The organism is Roseovarius marisflavi, assembly GCF_900142625.1.
GTDB lineage: Bacteria > Pseudomonadota > Alphaproteobacteria > Rhodobacterales > Rhodobacteraceae > Roseovarius > Roseovarius marisflavi.
On the sequence record NZ_FRBN01000003.1, the window covers coordinates 134942 to 151891 of the forward strand.

The window sequence follows — 16950 nt, forward strand, 5'->3', positions numbered from 1 at the left end:
TCAAAGCCCCATGCGGTGGGCGCGGGCGGTGAAAAAGATGCCCGAGGGGCTTTCAGCCGCGATTTCGCCCAGTTTTTCAAAGGTTTCCGTGTCATAGACCATCACCTTTCCGGCGTCGCGCACCGACAGCCAGACCTCGTGACCGCGCGGCGTAAACTCCATGTGCAAGACGCCGGGGCCGGGGGTGAACTGGTGGATGACCTCTTTGGTCACGCTGTCGATCACCTGTACTGTGTCATTCAGCGGATGGGCGAAGTTGACCCAGACGTAACGCCCGTCGGGGCGGGAAATCGCGAAAACCGGCTGTCCGTGAGTGGTGGTTCTGCCGGTTTCCTGCAGGCTGCGGGCATCGACCCAGAGCACCTCGTGCTGGCCCATGGCGGGCAGCACGAAATCCTGTCCGGCCAGGGCCCAGCCTTCAAGGTGTGGCATCTTGTAGACCGGCAGCCCCTCGCGCCCTTTGGCATAGCTGGGCAGGATTACCTGCGGCTCTGGATGCTCCTGCCAGAGGTCTAGCGCGCTCAGGTGATCCTCGCCGAAGAGCCCGGCGATATAGGTGCGCCCGTCGCCGGTGACCAGAGCGTCATAGGGGTTGGTGCCCATGCCCTTGATCCTGGTAATCTGCGGGGTTTCGCCCGAGAGATCGGCAATCCATGTCTCGCCCGTGTCCCAGAGGGAAAAGACGAACCGGGTGCCCGGAATGTCGACAAGGCCGATGGTCTTGCTGCCGGTCGGGATGTCGGCCACCATTTCGAGCGTGTCGGCATCAAAGACGCGTACGCCGCCCGGCTCGTAATTCGAGACCGCCACGAAACGCCCGTCATCCGAGATCGCGCCGCCAATGGAATTGCCGGCCTGCATCACGCGGGCGGTGATGGTTTGCGCCAGAATATCCACCTTGCTCAGCCCGCCGTCGCGGCCAAAGACATAGGCGAATTGTTCATCCGGGGAGTAGACCAGCGAGGCATGGCTCAGGTCGCCAAGCCCGGTGATGCGCCCGATGCTGGCGCGGTCGGACTGATCCACCACCAGAAGCGAGCCGCTGGCGCGTTCCACCACCAGCCCCAGATCGCCGGTCGGTTGCGCCGAGGCGGGAAGTGCTGGCGCACAGAGCGCAAGAGCCGCCAGTGTCAGCGCAAGCAAGCGGGCGCGGAGGCCTCCGGCGGGAGTATTTCTGGAAAGATGAAAACCAGAATGGCACCTGCTTTCATTGGCGTTGGGGGACAGATTGGCAGGGGTCATTCGGGGTCACCTTCAAGCAGATAATCGGCAATCCAGGCGGCCTCGTCCTTGCTGAGCAGGGGGCGCCAGGCTGGCATCGGCGTGCCGGGGAGGCCGTCAAGGATCACGTCTGTGAGGTCGTCGCGCCGATAATGCGCAAGCGATGCGGGGCGGATATCGGGGCCAAGGCCCCCCTTGAGCGTCATCCCGTGGCACGAGCCGCAATCCTGACGGACCAGCCGTCGGAGCGCCTCCGGGTCCGGGTCGGCCAGGGCCGGGGTGGCGGCGAGCGCCAGTATGAGGGTCAGTCTATTCACCCACCATCACCTCGGGCAGATCCACCGGCAGGGGGTCGGCGGCGTGGCAAAGCGAAACAACATGGCCGATCACAAACAGCACCGGCGCGCGCAGCGGGTCTTGCGCCACGTCAAGGCCGATCCGGTCCAGTCGCGACAAAAGCCGTGTTTCGCGCGGGGTGGTGACATTCGATACCGCCAGCACAGGCAGGGCGCCGGGCAGCCCTTCGCGCATCAGGTTGAGGGCGATCTCGGCAATATTGGCGACGCCCATATAGACCACCAGAGTGGTGGCCTCATCGGCCAGGCTTTTCCAGTCGAGATCAAGCCGCGCGTCGGCGGCGCGGTGGCCGGTGACATAGCGCACCCCGGTGGCCAGCCCGCGGTGGGTGAGCGGCACGCCGGTGGCGGCGGCCATGCCTTGAGCTGCGGTGATGCCGGGGGCATAGTCCACCGCGATCCCGCGTTCCATCAGATAGGCGGCCTCTTCGGAGCCGCGCCCGAAAATCATCGGATCGCCCCCCTTGAGGCGGGCAACGGTCAGGCCCTCGCAGGCCAGTTCGTAGAGAATTTCGTTAATGCGATCCTGCGGCACGGCGTGGCATTTGGGGGCCTTGCCCACCGGCACCATTCTGGCGGTCATCGGCGACAGGGCCAGGATTTCGGGGCTGACCAGCCGGTCATAGACCACCGCATCGGCGCCCTTGAGCATCGTCAGCGCGCGCAGTGTCATCAGGTCAACGGCACCGGGGCCGGCCCCGATCAGATGAACTTTGCCTGTCGCGGTCATGGTGCTGGCTCCTTGGCTGGCGGTCAAATATCATGGGGAAGGGTCGGGGGCCCGGCATGGGCCCCCGGTGTGCGCGTCAGTAAACGTCGGCGCGGGTGTTATAGACGTTGAACTTGCCCGTTGGCGTGATCAGGCGCGGGTCCTTGATCACATGCTTGAGCTCAAGCGTCTTGTCGTCGATCACCACGATGGCCGATTCCAAATCCTTGGCATTCCAGACCGAGAACCAGATCTCATTTCCGGCCTTGTTGAATTCGCCTTGCACAACGCGGGGCTGGCCTTCGGCAATCCCGGCCCATTCGACGATGGGCAGCACGGTGAACTCCGGCTCTTCCTCGGCCAGATCCGCCAGCTTGAAGACCGCAACCGAGCCTGAAACTTCGGCATCGGGGTTGAGCGGCGCATCGACATAAAGGTGCTCAGAGGTGGGGTGGGTTTTGACAAACAGCGACCCGCCCCCCAGACCGTAGAGCTGTTGCACCATCTTCCACGCCTGATCAGAGTGACCCTCGGGGTCTGTCCCGATGAGGGCGATGGTATCGTCGCCCAGATGCGAGGTTGCCCAGACCGGCCCATAGGTCGGGTGGATCAAATTGGCGCCACGCCCCGGATGGGGTGTCTGGCCTTCGGTTTCGATTACCGAGACAAGCGAGCTTTCCTTGGTGTCGATCACCACGACCTTGCCGCGCGCATTGGCGGCCGTCAGGAAATAGCGCTGTGTACTGTCCAGACCGCCATCATGCAGGAAACGTTCCGCGTTGATCTCGGTGACCTTGAGGGCTTCGATGTCGGAATAATCCACCATCAGGATCTTGCCGGTTTCCTTGACGTTGACCAGAAACTCGGGCTTGTAGTGCGACCCCAGGATCGCGGCAACGCGCGGCTCGGGGTGATAGTTTTGTTCGTCATAGGTCATGCCGCGGGTCGATTTGATCCGCAGGGGTTCAAGTGTATCGCCATCCATGATCACGAATTGCGGCGGCCAATAGGCCCCGGCGATGGCGTATTTATCCTCATAGCCCTCGAATTTGGAGGTCTCGACCGAACGCGCTTCGGCGCCGACCTTGATCTCGGCCACGGTATCGGGGTTTTCCATCCAGAGGTCGATCATGTTGACCTTGGCGTCGCGGCCGATCACGAACAGATAGCGCCCCGAGGCGGAAATCCGGCTGATGTGCACGGCATAGCCGGTCTTGAGGACCGACTTGATCTCATAGCTGGCCCCGTCAATCAGGGCGATCTCGCCCGAGTCGCGCAGGGTGACCGAGAACAAATTGTCGATGTCCCAGTCGTTCATCTTCTCGGTCGGGCGATCTTCGGGCGCCACGTGTACTTTCCAGCTGGCCTTCATTTCCGGCATGCCGAATTCTGGTGGTGCAGGCGCGTCAAGCAGGATGTAGCGCGCCATCATGTCGACTTCTTCTTCGGTCAGATCACCCGAGGTGCCCCAGTTGGGCATGCCCGCAGGCGAGCCGTAGGTGATGAAATCCTTGATGTATTCAAATCCGTTTTCGCGGGTCACGTCAGGCGTCAGAGCCTTGCCCGTCGCCCCCTTGCGCAGCACGCCGTGACAGCCGGCGCAGCGCTCGAAATAGATCGTGTTGGCCTTTTGGTATTCACTGGGGGTCATCACCGGGTCGCCGGGCTTGCGACCCGGAATTTCAACCTGGATCTGGCCGAGCGTCGTCATGCTGGGCTGATAGGCCGCCGAAGCGTCATCCCCGTGGTCAGCGGGCTTTTCCTGCGCGATCGCGCCGGCGGCCGCCAGCCCGAGGGCAATGGCGGCGCTCGACAAGAGCGTGACACGCCATGTGGCATTCTTGGGTTTCATTTGGGTTTCTCCAATTCCGCTGGTGAGGCCTTTCAAGAGTGGGGTGATGACGCGCGCACTTCCTTGACTTTAGTCAACGCTTTGACGGCGCGGCGGCGCGACAGTCGGCCCATGATCCGCATTGCCCTTTTCATCGCCTGTCATCTCTGGCTCGTTCTGGCGCCCCTGGCATCCGTGGCGCAGACGCAGGGCGACCTGCGCGCGCGGGCCGATGGCGCGGTACCTGCGGCGGTCCCGACGCGCGCCATCGCTGCCGGGCTTTTCGGTCTGGCAGAGGCGCCTTTGTTGCAACATCAGGGCGAGCCGGTGCCGGGCTGGGTGGTGTCGAATGCCTCAGGCACCTTGGGATATATCGCCTCTACATGGGCGGTGACGGGGTCGGTCGGATATTCCGGGCGGCCTTTGGATGTGCTTGTGGCGATCGACACCAAGGGCCGTATCGCGGGGGCCAAATTGATGCGCCACGCCGAGCCGATCCTGACGCTTGGCCTGTCGGATCGTGATATTGCCCGATTCGTCGACGGTTTCACCAGGGTCGATTTCTCCGATCCCGAGGGCCCCGGAACCGGCCCCGACATGCCCGATATCATTTCCCGCGCGACCGTCTCGACGGGTGTTATCCGCGACTCGATCCTGCGCACCGCGCGCACGCTGGCGATTGCGCGTGGCGTTCTGCCCGGTGGCGGTATCGACAGGGTCAGCTTTGAGCCGCAGGGTTGGGCGGCACTTGTGGCGCAGGGCGCAATCACGCGGCGCACCGTTACGCTGACCGAGGCCAGCCGCGCGATGAGCGGCGCCAAAGTGCCGGTGCCATTGGGCGAGGCGCCGTTCATTGATCTTTACATGGCGCTGCTCGATCCGCCGGGCATCGGGCGCAACATTCTGGGGCAACAGCAATTCACCCGCACGGTGGGCGCGCTTGGACCGGGGGAAACGGCGCTTTTTGTGGCCTCCTCGGGGCTGACCTCGCATCGCGGCACGGCCTGGCGGCGCAGCGGCGTGTTTGACCGTCTGGCGGTGGTGCAGGGGGACGCCCGCATCGCTCTGGTCAAATCGGGCTATACCCGGATCGACGATCTGGCCGCGCCGGATGCGCCGCCTTTCAAGGAGCGCAGCATCTTCCACCTTCCGGGCGAGGGGTTTGATCCGCTTTTGCCCTTCACGCTTGAATTCACCGCGTCGCGGCCCTCAGAGGCGGGCGAGGTCAGTTTTACCACGGAGCTTGGCTATGCCCTTCCGTCGGCCTATACCATCGCTCCCCCGCTGGAGCCTGCGCCGCTCTGGCAATCGCGCTGGATTGAAAAGCGGTTCCAGGTCGCCAGCGTGATGGCGATGATGGCGTTTCTGACGCTGATCCTCTTGTTGCAGGAATGGCTGGTGCGCCGCCCGGGCCTTTGGCTTGGGCTTCGGCTAAGCTTTCTTGGTACCACGCTGATCGGGCTGGGATGGGGGCTGAATGCGCAGCTCTCTGTGGTACAGGTGGTGGCCTTCGTGCAATCGCTGCTGAGCGGTTTTCACTGGGAGGTCTTCCTGATCGAGCCGGTGATTTTCACCCTCTGGGGCGGTGTGGCGCTTGGCCTGCTGTTTTGGGGGCGCGGCGTGTTTTGTGGCTGGCTCTGTCCGTTCGGGGCCTTGCAGGAGCTCAGCAATCTCGCGGCGCGCCGCTTGCGCGTACCGCAAATCTCGGTGCCCCACGCGATCCACGAGCGGCTCTGGATCATCAAGTACACGCTGTTTCTGGCGATCCTCGCGCTCAGCTTTTATTCGATGGACCTTGCCCTGCGTCTGGCCGAAGCCGAGCCGTTCAAGACCGCCATTTCCATGCGGATGATGCGGGCCTGGCCGTTCGTGGCCTTTGTGCTGGCGCTGCTTGTGGCGGGGCTTTTCATCGAGCGGTTTTATTGCCGCTATCTCTGTCCGCTGGGGGCGGCACTTGCGCTTCCGGCCAAGCTCAAGGTGTTTGACTGGCTGCACCGGCGCCCGCAATGCGGTCGCGAATGCCGGTTGTGCGAAACCAAATGCACCGTTGGCGCGATTGATCCGCTTGGCCGGATCAACGCAAACGAATGCGTGCTCTGCCTGCGCTGTCAGGTGGTGATGAACGATGCCGCAACCTGTCCGGTTCTCAAGCGCCGGGCGCGCAAATAGGGGGTAAAAGCATGATTGCCGCTCTTAAACGTGTTCTCTGCGAACCTCACCGCGTTTTCTTTCTGGCCGCCGGGCTTTACGCCGTATTCGCCCTGACCGTGTGGGAGGTCTGGCTTGGCCTTGATTTCGCCTCGGGCAGCGCGCCCGCCATGCCCTTCGCCGCCGCGCCCTATCTGTGGCACGCGCATGAGATGATCTTTGGCTATGCCAGTGCCGCGCTTGGCGGATTTTTCCTCACTGCGGTGCCAAATTGGACCGGCAGCAGGGATACCGCGAAATTCTTTGTCGCCGCCGCCGCTCTGGTTTGGCTGGCGGGGCGGGTGGCGATCTGGGTTTCGGGCAGCCTGCCGCCCGTTGCTGTGGCGGTAATCGACCTTGCCTTCCTGCCGCTTCTGGGGGGCAAGGTCGCGCTGATGCTCTTGCGCCGCCCAAAGCCGCAGAACGTTGCCTTTCTGGCCTTTCTTGCGCTGGTATGGTCCGGCAACCTTATGGTGCATCTGGAATGGATCGGCCTTGCGGATGACACGCTCTATTCCGGGCTGCGCGTCGGGCTGTTGTCGCTTTGCCTGATGATCGCCGTGCTGGGCGGGCGGGTTACGCCGGGATTCACCCGCAATGCGATGAAGCGGGCAGGCGTGGCCGAGGCCGCCCTGCCGAGATCGCGCAAGCCCGTTGATCTTGCGGCGAGTGTGATGATTGCCCTTGTGCCGCTCGCGCTGCTCTTGCGTCTGCCCGACGCGCTGACCGGCGCACTGGCCATTCTGGGGGGTGTTTTGCATCTGTTGCGCATCGCGTTCTGGCGTCCGTTCTGGACGCTTGGTCAACCGATCCTCTGGGCGCTGCATCTTGGCATGGCGATGCTGGGGCTTGGACTTGTCCTTTGGGGCAGCAGCCTTTTGGGGGTCGGCAGCGAGGTGGCGGGCCTGCATGTTCTGGGCATCGGCGCGGTGGGGGGCATGACCGTCGCGGTGATGAGCCGCGCCATTCTTGGTCATACGGGCCGCGCCCTTGTTGCCCCGCGCGCGGTTGCATTGGCCTATGGGCTGATCGCCGCCGCCGCCGGGCTTCGCTGGGTCGCCTCGACGCTTTCGGGTGACCTCTATCTGCCAATCCTGCTTGCCACCGGCGCGCTTTGGATCGCCGGGTTCAGCCTGTTCATACTCGCGCTCTGGCCCGCCTTCACCGGCCCCGGACTGGCGCGCGATGCCTAGCCGGAGCCTTTGCGCTGTCAACCACAGGTCCATTGATACCTGTGCCGTCAGTCGGCTGAATAGGCCCCGATTTTCGATGTCGTCAATCTGTTGTTCACCAAGGCTTCGGCAAAGGTGACACCGGCGGCAACACCGTCAATGACAGGCAGGCCGAATTCTTCGCTCAGCTGCGCCATCAGGTCGGCCATTCCCGCACATCCCAGGACGATCGCCTCGGCGTTGTCCTGATGAATGGCTTCACGGATTTCAGACCGAATTTTGAACAGGGTTGCCGGATCGCCCTCTTCGAGCTTGAGCACAGGAATATCCGTCGCCCGAACGCCCGCGCATTTCTGCGCCAGACCATAGCGCATCAGGTTATTTTCAATCCCCGGAACAGAGCGCGACAGCGTTGTGATAACGCTGAACTTGTTCGCGACCATGCTGGCCGCGTGATAGGCCGCCTCTCCTATTCCGAGAACGGGAACCGAAACCAATGTGCGCACGGCGTCAAGGCCGGTATCATCGAAACAGGCAATGACGATCGCATCGGCATCCGGGTGTCGCCCGACCTCTTCAAGCAGGCCCGGCACGCATTTGGCAACATCCAGAAACCCCTGAATGCTGGCAGGACCGTTTTGCGAATTGGTCGCGATGATTTCGGTATCCGGACGCGCGACGGCGCGCGCGGCCGCCGCGATCTTGGTCGTCATGGAAACGGTTGTGTTGGGATTAACGACAAGAATTTTCATCACTGCTCAGACCTCCCCGCCAAGATATGCCGCTTTGATACGATCATCGTGCAAAAGGTCTTTGGACTTGCCTTCGATCACCACATTGCCGGTCGCCATCGCATAGGCGCGGTGCGAAATGCTGAGCGCCATGCGCGAGTTTTGCTCGACCAGCAGCACCGAGACACCTTCGTCGCGGTTGATGGCCACGATCGAGCGCGCGATATCCTGCACCAGCTTGGGCGCAATCCCGAGACTGGGTTCATCGAGCAACAAAAGCTTGGGCTTGGCCATCAATGCGCGCCCGATCACCATCATTTGCTGTTCACCACCCGACAGGGTGCCGGCCGCCTGACCATAGCGTTCTTTCAGGCGCGGAAAGCGGGTCAGGATGCTGTCGAGCGTGTCTTGAATGTCGGCCTTGTTGCTCCGGGTGAACGCCCCCATCATCAGGTTGTCCCTGACCGACATGAACGGGAACACGCGGCGGCCTTCGGGCACCATCGCGATGCCGCGTTTGACGATATCCGAGGGGTCGGTGCCATCGACGCGCGCACCCTCAAAACTCACCGAGCCCTTGACCGGCTTGGCGAGCCCGGTAATGGCACGCAGGATCGAGGATTTGCCCGCGCCATTGGCCCCGATCAGCGCAACGGTTTCGCCCTGATTGACGCTGAGCGACACGCCTTTCAGCGCATAGACATGATCGTAGTAAAGCTCGATATCTTTGAAATCCAACATGGCTGTCATGGTCTACATCCCGATCTCATCGTCGGCGCTTCCAAGGTAGGCCTCGATGACTTTTTCGTTGTTCTGGATTTCAGAGGGCGTGCCCTGCGCGATCTTCTCGCCAAAGTTCAGCACGACAATGCGGTCAGAAATGTTCATGACCGCAGGCATGTCGTGCTCGACCAGCATCACCGTCACCCCGCGTTCATCGCGCACCGAGCGCACCAGATCGACCATGCGCATGGTTTCATCATGGTTCATCCCGGCAAAGGGTTCATCCAGCAAAAGCACCTTGGGGTCGGTCGCCAGACCAATGGCGATCCCAAGCGCGCGCAGGTTGCCCTGTGGCAGGTTGCTGGCCAATTCATTGCTGATCCCGGACATGCCCAGAAACTCCAGCAATTCATCCGCGTACCGGCCAAAGGCGGCGACGTCTTCTTTCGCGGTCTTTGAGCCCCAGAAGTACCCCGCAAGCGAGGCTTTGGCGCGCAGATGCTGCGCCACCACTACGCTTTCGCGCACCGTCATGCTTTTGAAGATCGTGGTTTCCTGAAACGTCCTGACAATGCCCTTGCGCGCCACGATATGCGGCTTGAGGTTGGATATGCGTTCGCCGCGATACAAAATTTCGCCGGATGTCGTGGGCGTGAAGGATGAGATCATTTTGAACAGAGTCGATTTGCCAGCCCCGTTCGGCCCGATCACCGACAGGATTTCATTCTCGGCCACGTCAAAGCTGATGTCGTTGTTTGCGGTCAGGCCACCGTATTTCTTGGTGACGTTCCTGACCTGAAGCAAGGCGCTCATTTGTCACCTCCCTTGCCAAACCGCAGGCTTAGCAAGCCGTTGGGCAAAAACCGGATCACGGCGATCAGGATGATCGAGTAGACAAGCATCTGGTATTTGCCGAGTTCGAAAAGAAGATCCCAGCCAAAGTAGAGCACCAGCGTGCCAAGCATCGGACCAAAGACATAGCCAAGCCCGCCCAGAAAACAGTTCAGCATGAAGTTGACGGAATCCGCGACCTGAAAGCTTGAAGGGTAAACCGATTGCGCAATCGAGCCGAACATCGCCCCGCCAATCCCGCCGAAAAAGCTTGAGATGGCGAAGATCACGATGCGGATATGGGCGATATTGACCCCGATCGAGCTTGCCAGTTCCTCGTTCTGCTGCATCGAGCGGCAGAGATGCCCGAGGCGCGAATTCACCAGGCGGTAGAGCGCCGCATAGGTGACAATCATCAGGATGCAGGCCGTGTAATAGAACGCCAGCTTGGTGTTCTCCATTGCCCCAAAATCAGGAATGAGAGGAATACCGAAGAGCGAGACGCCTGACGGCAGGGGAATGGAAGAAATCCCCTTGGCCCCATTAGTGATCGGCAGGGCAAGCGCCGTCAGCGTGACCACCTGCGTCAGAACCAGCGTGATCATCGCGAAGTAAACCCCGCGCAGGCGCAGGATCGGCAGGCCGATCAGCACCGCCACAAGCGCCGCGAACACGCCCGCAGCAGGCAGCGATAGCCAGAACGACCACCCCGCCTTGACCACCAGAATGGCCGAGACATAGGCCCCGATGAGGGCAAAGGCACCCTGGCCGATGTTGATCCGGCCGATGTAGAACGTCAGCCAGACCCCGGCACTTGCGATCGCCAAAAGCGCCACCGAGGTCAGCGTAAAGTAAAAGTCCCAGCGGCCCGTCACGCCGATAATCAACGGCACGCCGACGAAGATCGCAAACAGGAAGATCGCGACGCCGATCAGTTGCTTTGCGGAAAAACCAAACATCAGATCAACCCCACGGCTTGCCCATCAGACCCTGAGGCCGGATGGCGAGGAAAATCATCAGCGAGATGAAGATCAGCAGATAGGTGATATCGCCATACTGCGACAGCACGGCAAGGCCGATGGCCTCCATGAACCCAAGGATGATGCCGCCCCAGATCGCGCCGGAAATCACGCCGGCACCACCGATCATCACCATCATGAAGGCCTTGATGGATGTCGGCCCGCCCATGCCAAGGTTGACTCCGGTAATCGTGACCAGAAGGCCGCCGACAAGCCCCGCAAGCATCGCGCCAAGGGCAAAGCCGATCATCGAATAGCGATCCACATTCACGCCCATCAACTGGGCGGCAGTCCGGTCTTGCGCAAGCGCGCGCAGGGCGCGGCCCGTCTTGGTATATTGCATCAACCCGATGAAGGCGACGATCGACAGGATCGCCAGGGCGCAGATCAAAATGCGGTCATAGGGCATGATCAGGCGGAAATCATAGTTGAACACGCCATCGACGATCTTGGGCACGCCGCGCTGCTTTTCGCCAAACACAAGCAGGATCAGCGCATCGAGGAAGAACGCGATCCCCGCCGCCAGCAGCATCGTGCTTTCTTCGCGGGCCGATCCCTTGATCACCGGCGCAAACAGGAACTTTTCGATCAAGGCCCCAAGGATCGCGAGGGTGACGCAGGACATCACAAGCGCCAGAACGAACGGAACGCCCCACTGGCCATAGAATGTATAGGTAACGAAACCGCCGATCACATACATCTGCCCATGGGCAAAGTTGAGAACGTTCATGAGGGCAAAAATCAGGGTCAGGCCAAGAGCGATCATCGCATATTGGGACCCCAGATAGACGCCATTGGCCAATATCTGTTCCATGGGGGCTTTCTTTCTTGGAAAACCCCGGACCTTACGAGGTCCGGGGAGGGTCTGCTCAGGAGAGGCCTAAAGCAGACAGGGAGGTCAGTCGACTTCGGCGACGAACAGCGTCTCGAACGCGCCGTCGCGGTAGACGTTCACCACCAGCGGAACCGCCACCTGACGCTTTTGGCCAAAGGATGACATGCCCACATACCGCAGCTTCGCATCGCCGTTCATATAGGGGTTCGGGGCCTCGAAGGTGTCCATGGTTTTCTGGAAAGCGGCCACATCTGTAAGTGCCGCCGGATTGGCCTTGAGCGTTTCAAGGATGTATTCCAGGGCATAGACCTTGGTGTTGGACTCGTCGTTGTATTCGCCGAACATCTTTGTGTAACGCTCGACGAATTCGTTCATCATCGGCGAGGCAAGTTCTGGTGTGGACGCACCGCCAACCGAGATGAACCCGTTCGCCAGATCGCCCGCACCTTCGGCCAGAACACCCGCATCCTGTGCGGTTTCCGTCGAAATCATACCCTGAAAACCCAGTTCACGGGCCGAGCGGATCAGCTGCGGCGCATTCGCGGGCGACACACCGGACAGAACCAACAAATCAGGCTGCGTGCGCATGATCGGGGTCAGAACCGGGGTAAAGTCGGTGGTGTCGACCTGATAGGTCACATTGGCCGAAACAACCTCAAGGCCCAAAGCCTTGGCGGCTGCAACACCGCCATCACGCTGGCTGAGCGGATCGGATTCGTTGGCCGCAATGAAAGCGACGGTTTTGACGCCCTCGTTCTCCATCAGGTATTTGTAGATTGCCGGGCCAGACTGATAATTGGCCACCATGCCCAAAACCGCGTTCGAGGCGGGCGCCTGATAAAGCGACTTGGGGAAGGCGTAAGGGAAATACATGATCCCGTTTGATTCCGCGACAGGGCGCACAGCCGCCGCGCCATCATCGACGTTCGGGCCCACGACATAGTGGATGCCTTCCTGCGCCATCTTCTCCATGCCGGCAATCGCGCGCTTGGGGTCTTTCTGGTCGTCGAATGACACGATTTCGATGTCATAGGTCGTGCCGCCGATGGTGTAGCCGCCAGTCTCGTTGATCCAGGCCGCGCGGGTCTCCATCGAGCGCTGGTTCGAGATGCCCCAGGCCGCTGCCGGCCCGGAGGTCACGCCGACAAAGCCGATCTTGAGTACCGGATTTTCCGCCACGGCGGTTGTCGCCTGCAGGGCGGTCAGGGCCACAGCCGTCACGACTGCTTTCATAAGTGTTCTGCGTTGCATTTTTCACTCCCGTTGAATTCGCTATCGACGCCCTGGGCGTCATTCTTGACCGACAGTAAGATGAACGCACCCTTCATGCCGCACCTCGATTTCACGATTGTTAACAATTTTTGTCAACACATTTTGAAAGACGGTCGACAAAATCTGGCCCTTGGCCCTACACTGATTTGAGATTAAGCAGTTCAGCGCGTGTGGTGCTGCAATAACAGTCAATCCTGAAAGGTCGCAGTGTGAGTATCAAATCGCAGCCAAGCCCTGAAAATGGCGTCGATATTCCGGCTGAGCCTGGTGAAAATTTCATCGTGGAGCGTATCTACAAGGCGGTTATGGAGCAAAGGCTTGCCCCAAACACCAAACTGAGCGAGGCGCGCCTCTGTGAAACCTTTGGCGTTGGTCGCATGCGGGTGCGGCGCGCGCTTTTGCTGCTTTCCAGCCAGGGAATCATCGAACTCCATTCGAATCGCGGCGCCTATGTTGCCTGCCCCGACAAATCCGAAGCGCATGATGTTTTTGCCGCCCGCATGCTGATTGAACCGCCCTTGGTGCGACAACTGGCACAGGGGGCTGCCGATTTGAACCTGGGCCTTCTGACGGATCACATCGCACTCGAAGACGCCGCCCGCAAAGAGAACGAGCGCACCGAGATAATCCGCCTGTCGGGGGAATTCCATAGCAAGCTTGCACAGGTGACCGGGAACAAGTTTATCTCAAGAATGATGCGGGAACTCGTGACCCGCACCTCGCTGATTGTGGGCCTCTTTGGCACGTCAGAGCATGCGAGTTGCCCCGACGACGAACACGGCAGAATCCTTAAGGCGATTCAGGCGCGTGATCCGGATCAGGCCGAAGAGCTTTTGGTGTCTCACCTCAACCATATTCAAAATGGCCTTGATATGGACACACGGCAGCAACCTCAGGATGACCTGACTGCTATTCTGGGGGCTGGCTGAAAGAGGCAATCTGACAGGGGCGGATCCAAGCGGGCCAGGACTAACGGCCGTCGCGTCTTGGGTCAGAATTCAGGTGGTGGATGAATGTTTCAGAAACAGTCTCCGCGTGCGCCAGGCTCCGGCTGATGGTCGGATGCTGTGAGTGGAAAAGCCTGCAGCATTTGGTCATTTTGAATGCCAGAGCCGAAGCCAGCTGCGGGGTGTTGCCTGACTGTGGCGTGGCGCGGCGAGGTTCGGTGTGCTGAGAGGGCCTTGGCGATGGTCTGTTCATTTTGTGCCGACGTGATGATCCGCCCGAGCGCGGGCCGCGCTAGAGGCGTTGCACCCTGATTGCCCTCGTGCAAGGGCATCGTTTTGGGGCCTGCGGCCAGAGCCTTTTCATCCAGACCCGACCCTGCCGTTGACTTTGGTCAAGGAACATTGGGCAGGTCGCCCGCAGAGTGATCCCATTCGCATTAACGCGCAAAGGAGATCGCAATGCGCGATGTCATGACCAAGAGCATGGCCCGGAATATCTTTTATGGCGGGTCGCTGTTCTTCATCATCATCTTTCTGGGGCTGTCGCTCCATTCGCACCGCTATATCGTCACGACCTCGACAAACGCCGAGACGCTGACCGAAAGCGTCGCGCATGGCAAACGGCTCTGGGAAAAACACGCCTGCATCAACTGTCATACGATCATGGGCGAGGGGGCGTATTTTGCGCCTGAACTGGCCAATGTGACAACCCGCTGGGGTGTGGCCGATGACCCGGAGGGCGCATTTGAGATGCTGGACGGCTGGATGAAGGCGCAACCAAGCGGTGTCGAAGGGCGCCGACAGATGCCACGCTTTGATCTGAACCCCGAGGAAACCCGTGCGCTTGCCGATTTCCTGCGGTGGGTCGATTCCATCGACGCACAGGGCTGGCCCCCGAACGACGCGGGCTGAGAAAGGACCATTCCAATGAAATACCAATCCCAAAAAATCGCGCTGGCCTACTTTGGCGTCGCTCTGGCGCTCTTTCTGGTTCAGATCCTCGGCGGGCTGCTGGCAGGGCTGATCTATGTCATGCCCAACACCCTGTCAGAGCTGTTGCCGTTCAACATCGTGCGCATGCTGCACACCAACTCTCTGATCGTCTGGCTGCTTCTGGGCTTTTTCGGGGCCGCCTATTTCCTGATCCCCGAAGAGGCCGAGCGCGAAATCCATTCGCCCAAGATCGCCTATCTGCAACTGATCATCCTTGTCGTGGGCACTCTGGGCGTGGTGCTGACCTATGTGTTCAACCTGTTTGAGGGCAACTGGCTTTTGGGCAAGGAGGGACGCGAGTTTCTTGAGCAACCCAAATGGGTCAAGGCCGGGATCGTGGTTGCCGCCTTGCTGTTTCTCTACAACGTCACCATGACAGTGCTTCAGGGCCGCAAGACCGCGATTTCCAATATCCTGTTGCTGGGGCTCTGGGGGCTGGCGCTTTTGTTCCTGTTCGCCTTTTACAACCCGGAGAACCTGGCGCTCGACAAGCAGTACTGGTGGTATGTCGTTCACCTCTGGGTCGAGGGCGTGTGGGAGCTTATCATGGCGTCCATCCTGGCCTACCTGATGCTCAAGCTGACCGGTGTTGATCGTGAAGTGGTTGAGAAATGGCTTTATGTCATTGTCGCCGCCGCTTTGTTCTCTGGCATCCTTGGCACTGGCCACCACTATTACTGGATCGGCTCGCCGGGCTATTGGCAGTGGATCGGCTCGATCTTTTCCAGCCTCGAAATTGTGCCGTTCTTCGCGATGATGGCCTTTGCCTTTGTCATGGTCTGGAAAGGGCGTCGCGACCATCCCAACAAGGCCGCGCTTCTGTGGTCACTGGGCTGTGCCACGCTGGCATTCTTCGGGGCCGGGGTCTGGGGCTTTTTGCACACGCTGCACGGGGTCAACTATTACACCCACGGCACACAGATCACCGCCGCGCATGGGCACCTGGCGTTTTATGGCGCCTATGTCTGCCTGAACCTGGCGATCTTTACTTATGCCATGCCGATCCTGCGCAATCGCGATCCCTATAACCAGGTGCTCAACATGGCGTCGTTCTGGCTGATGTCAGGGGGCATGGTGTTCATGACCTTCACGCTGACCTTCGCGGGCACGGTTCAGACTCACATGCAACGCGTGGTCGGCGATTACTTTATGGATGTCCAGGACACCATCGCCATCTTCTACTGGATGCGGCTTGGCTCTGGCGTTGTGGTCTTCCTTGGTTTGCTGCTGTTCCTTTACGCGCTGCTCGTGCCGCGCAAAGAGGTGATCTCGACTGATGCCACGGTCGCGGCGGAGTGAAGCCGATGGATGGAGCCATGACCCAAAACCGGACCGGGGCGGCAGACGCCCCGTTCTACCTCGCCCAGGGCGATGAATGCGCCCTGTTTCAGGCTGCCTTCGACAATACCTTGCCGGTCCTTCTCAAAGGGCCGACCGGATGTGGCAAAACCCGGTTTGTATCGCATATGGCCGCGCAGCTTGGGCGGCCGCTTTACACGGTTGCCTGTCATGATGACCTCTCGGCGGCGGACCTGATCGGGCGCTATCTGCTCAAGGGGGGGGAAACCGTCTGGGTCGACGGCCCCCTGACCCGCGCGGTGCGCGAGGGGGCGATCTGTTATCTCGACGAGGTGGTCGAGGCCCGCAAGGACGTCACCGTGGTGTTGCATCCGCTGACCGATGACCGGCGCATTCTTCCCATCGATCGCACAGGCGAAGAGCTTGAAGCCGCCCCCGGTTTCATGCTCGTGGCCTCGTATAATCCGGGCTACCAGAATATCCTCAAAACCCTCAAACCCTCGACCCGGCAGCGCTTTGTCGCGATGGAGTTCGACTTTCCCGTGCCCGATCTTGAAATCAAGGTCGTCGCCCAGGAAAGCGGCCTCTCGCCGGATCGTGTTGCCCCCCTGGTGCGCCTCGCCGGCAAGCTGCGCGCGCTGAAAGGGCAGGACCTTGAAGAGGGGGTTTCAACCCGTCTTGTAATCTATGCCGCAACCCTCATCGCCCAGGGCATGCCGATTGATCGCGCCATCGAGGCGACGATGATCGCGCCGCTCACCGATGATGCGGATGTAAAACGCGGGCTCCTCGATCTGGTAACGGCTGTCTTTGGGTGAGGCATG

16 protein-coding genes are annotated in these 16950 nt (G+C 60.6%); 6 read left to right on the top strand and 10 right to left on the bottom strand.

Annotated features, from left to right (window positions below; translation table 11 throughout):
- The 4 genes from BUB78_RS04480 to BUB78_RS04495 form a co-directional block, all read right to left on the bottom strand.
- On the bottom strand, nt 1–1134 hold the full coding sequence (locus BUB78_RS04480) for a cytochrome D1 domain-containing protein (RefSeq protein WP_245813363.1): 1134 nt from the start codon (nt 1132–1134) through the stop codon (nt 1–3).
- Between the two features lie 104 nt (nt 1135–1238).
- Nucleotides 1239–1538 (bottom strand): c-type cytochrome, encoded by a 300-nt coding sequence (locus BUB78_RS04485; RefSeq protein WP_073195459.1) that lies wholly within the window; start codon nt 1536–1538, stop codon nt 1239–1241.
- Nucleotides 1531–2307: a uroporphyrinogen-III C-methyltransferase gene (gene cobA, locus BUB78_RS04490; protein WP_073195461.1), complete on the bottom strand. Its 777-nt coding sequence runs from the start codon at nt 2305–2307 to the stop codon at nt 1531–1533. The genes BUB78_RS04485 and cobA overlap by 8 nt, the downstream gene beginning before the upstream one ends.
- 76 nt (nt 2308–2383) lie before the next feature.
- Entirely contained in the window at nt 2384–4138 is a 1755-nt protein-coding gene (locus BUB78_RS04495; RefSeq protein ID WP_073195463.1) for a nitrite reductase, read from the bottom strand.
- A 111-nt stretch (nt 4139–4249) separates the two neighbouring features.
- Between BUB78_RS04495 and BUB78_RS04500 the strand changes: the two genes are divergently transcribed.
- Nucleotides 4250–6286 carry a NosR/NirI family protein gene (locus BUB78_RS04500; protein WP_084732757.1) on the top strand — a complete coding sequence of 679 codons (2037 nt, stop codon included), beginning with the start codon at nt 4250–4252 and terminating at the stop codon, nt 6284–6286.
- Between the two features lie 11 nt (nt 6287–6297).
- On the top strand, nt 6298–7497 hold the full coding sequence (locus tag BUB78_RS04505; RefSeq protein ID WP_073195465.1) for an NnrS family protein: 1200 nt from the start codon (nt 6298–6300) through the stop codon (nt 7495–7497).
- A gap of 47 nt (nt 7498–7544) precedes the next feature.
- On the opposite strand, the gene BUB78_RS04510 is transcribed toward BUB78_RS04505, so the two are convergent.
- The 6 genes from BUB78_RS04510 to BUB78_RS04535 form a co-directional block, all read right to left on the bottom strand.
- Nucleotides 7545–8228: an aspartate/glutamate racemase family protein gene (locus tag BUB78_RS04510; protein WP_073195467.1), complete on the bottom strand. Its 684-nt coding sequence runs from the start codon at nt 8226–8228 to the stop codon at nt 7545–7547.
- 6 nt (nt 8229–8234) lie between these two features.
- Nucleotides 8235–8957, bottom strand: a complete 723-nt coding sequence (locus tag BUB78_RS04515; RefSeq protein ID WP_073195469.1) for an ABC transporter ATP-binding protein — start codon at nt 8955–8957, stop codon at nt 8235–8237.
- Between the two features lie 3 nt (nt 8958–8960).
- Nucleotides 8961–9743, bottom strand: a complete 783-nt coding sequence (locus BUB78_RS04520; protein ID WP_073195470.1) for an ABC transporter ATP-binding protein — start codon at nt 9741–9743, stop codon at nt 8961–8963.
- Nucleotides 9740–10720 (bottom strand): branched-chain amino acid ABC transporter permease, encoded by a 981-nt coding sequence (locus tag BUB78_RS04525; RefSeq protein WP_073195474.1) that lies wholly within the window; start codon nt 10718–10720, stop codon nt 9740–9742. Before BUB78_RS04525 ends, BUB78_RS04520 begins: the two co-directional genes overlap by 4 nt.
- Before the next feature lie 4 nt (nt 10721–10724).
- Entirely contained in the window at nt 10725–11594 is an 870-nt protein-coding gene (locus tag BUB78_RS04530; RefSeq protein WP_073195475.1) for a branched-chain amino acid ABC transporter permease, read from the bottom strand.
- An 84-nt stretch (nt 11595–11678) separates the two neighbouring features.
- Nucleotides 11679–12866 carry an ABC transporter substrate-binding protein gene (locus BUB78_RS04535; protein ID WP_073195477.1) on the bottom strand — a complete coding sequence of 396 codons (1188 nt, stop codon included), beginning with the start codon at nt 12864–12866 and terminating at the stop codon, nt 11679–11681.
- A 230-nt stretch (nt 12867–13096) separates the two neighbouring features.
- On the opposite strand from BUB78_RS04535, the gene BUB78_RS04540 reads away from it, so the two are divergent.
- The 4 genes from BUB78_RS04540 to BUB78_RS04555 all read left to right on the top strand — a co-directional run bounded on the left by BUB78_RS04540 (nt 13097) and on the right by BUB78_RS04555 (nt 16944).
- Nucleotides 13097–13816: a GntR family transcriptional regulator gene (locus BUB78_RS04540; protein ID WP_073195480.1), complete on the top strand. Its 720-nt coding sequence runs from the start codon at nt 13097–13099 to the stop codon at nt 13814–13816.
- Between the two features lie 477 nt (nt 13817–14293).
- Nucleotides 14294–14746, top strand: a complete 453-nt coding sequence (locus BUB78_RS04545; protein WP_073195482.1) for a c-type cytochrome — start codon at nt 14294–14296, stop codon at nt 14744–14746.
- A 15-nt stretch (nt 14747–14761) separates the two neighbouring features.
- A complete protein-coding gene (locus BUB78_RS04550) occupies nt 14762–16126 on the top strand; it encodes a cbb3-type cytochrome c oxidase subunit I (RefSeq protein ID WP_073195484.1) in 1365 nt (454 codons plus the stop codon).
- A 17-nt stretch (nt 16127–16143) separates the two neighbouring features.
- Nucleotides 16144–16944 carry a CbbQ/NirQ/NorQ/GpvN family protein gene (locus BUB78_RS04555; RefSeq protein WP_425442130.1) on the top strand — a complete coding sequence of 267 codons (801 nt, stop codon included), beginning with the start codon at nt 16144–16146 and terminating at the stop codon, nt 16942–16944.
- Nucleotides 16945–16950 lie beyond the last annotated feature (6 nt).

Bases quoted from the DNA above. Each gene is read 5' to 3' on its own strand.
- cobA (WP_073195461.1), bottom strand. From the start codon at position 2,307: ATGACCGCGACAGGCAAAGTTCATCTGATCGGGGCCGGCCCCGGTGCC.
- BUB78_RS04495 (WP_073195463.1), bottom strand. From the start codon at position 4,138: ATGAAACCCAAGAATGCCACATGGCGTGTCACGCTCTTGTCGAGCGCC.
- BUB78_RS04500 (WP_084732757.1), top strand. From the start codon at position 4,250: ATGATCCGCATTGCCCTTTTCATCGCCTGTCATCTCTGGCTCGTTCTG.
- BUB78_RS04505 (WP_073195465.1), top strand. From the start codon at position 6,298: ATGATTGCCGCTCTTAAACGTGTTCTCTGCGAACCTCACCGCGTTTTC.
- BUB78_RS04510 (WP_073195467.1), bottom strand. From the start codon at position 8,228: ATGAAAATTCTTGTCGTTAATCCCAACACAACCGTTTCCATGACGACC.
- BUB78_RS04515 (WP_073195469.1), bottom strand. From the start codon at position 8,957: ATGACAGCCATGTTGGATTTCAAAGATATCGAGCTTTACTACGATCAT.
- BUB78_RS04520 (WP_073195470.1), bottom strand. From the start codon at position 9,743: ATGAGCGCCTTGCTTCAGGTCAGGAACGTCACCAAGAAATACGGTGGC.
- BUB78_RS04525 (WP_073195474.1), bottom strand. From the start codon at position 10,720: ATGTTTGGTTTTTCCGCAAAGCAACTGATCGGCGTCGCGATCTTCCTG.
- BUB78_RS04530 (WP_073195475.1), bottom strand. From the start codon at position 11,594: ATGGAACAGATATTGGCCAATGGCGTCTATCTGGGGTCCCAATATGCG.
- BUB78_RS04535 (WP_073195477.1), bottom strand. From the start codon at position 12,866: ATGCAACGCAGAACACTTATGAAAGCAGTCGTGACGGCTGTGGCCCTG.
- BUB78_RS04545 (WP_073195482.1), top strand. From the start codon at position 14,294: ATGCGCGATGTCATGACCAAGAGCATGGCCCGGAATATCTTTTATGGC.
- BUB78_RS04550 (WP_073195484.1), top strand. From the start codon at position 14,762: ATGAAATACCAATCCCAAAAAATCGCGCTGGCCTACTTTGGCGTCGCT.
- BUB78_RS04555 (WP_425442130.1), top strand. From the start codon at position 16,144: ATGACCCAAAACCGGACCGGGGCGGCAGACGCCCCGTTCTACCTCGCC.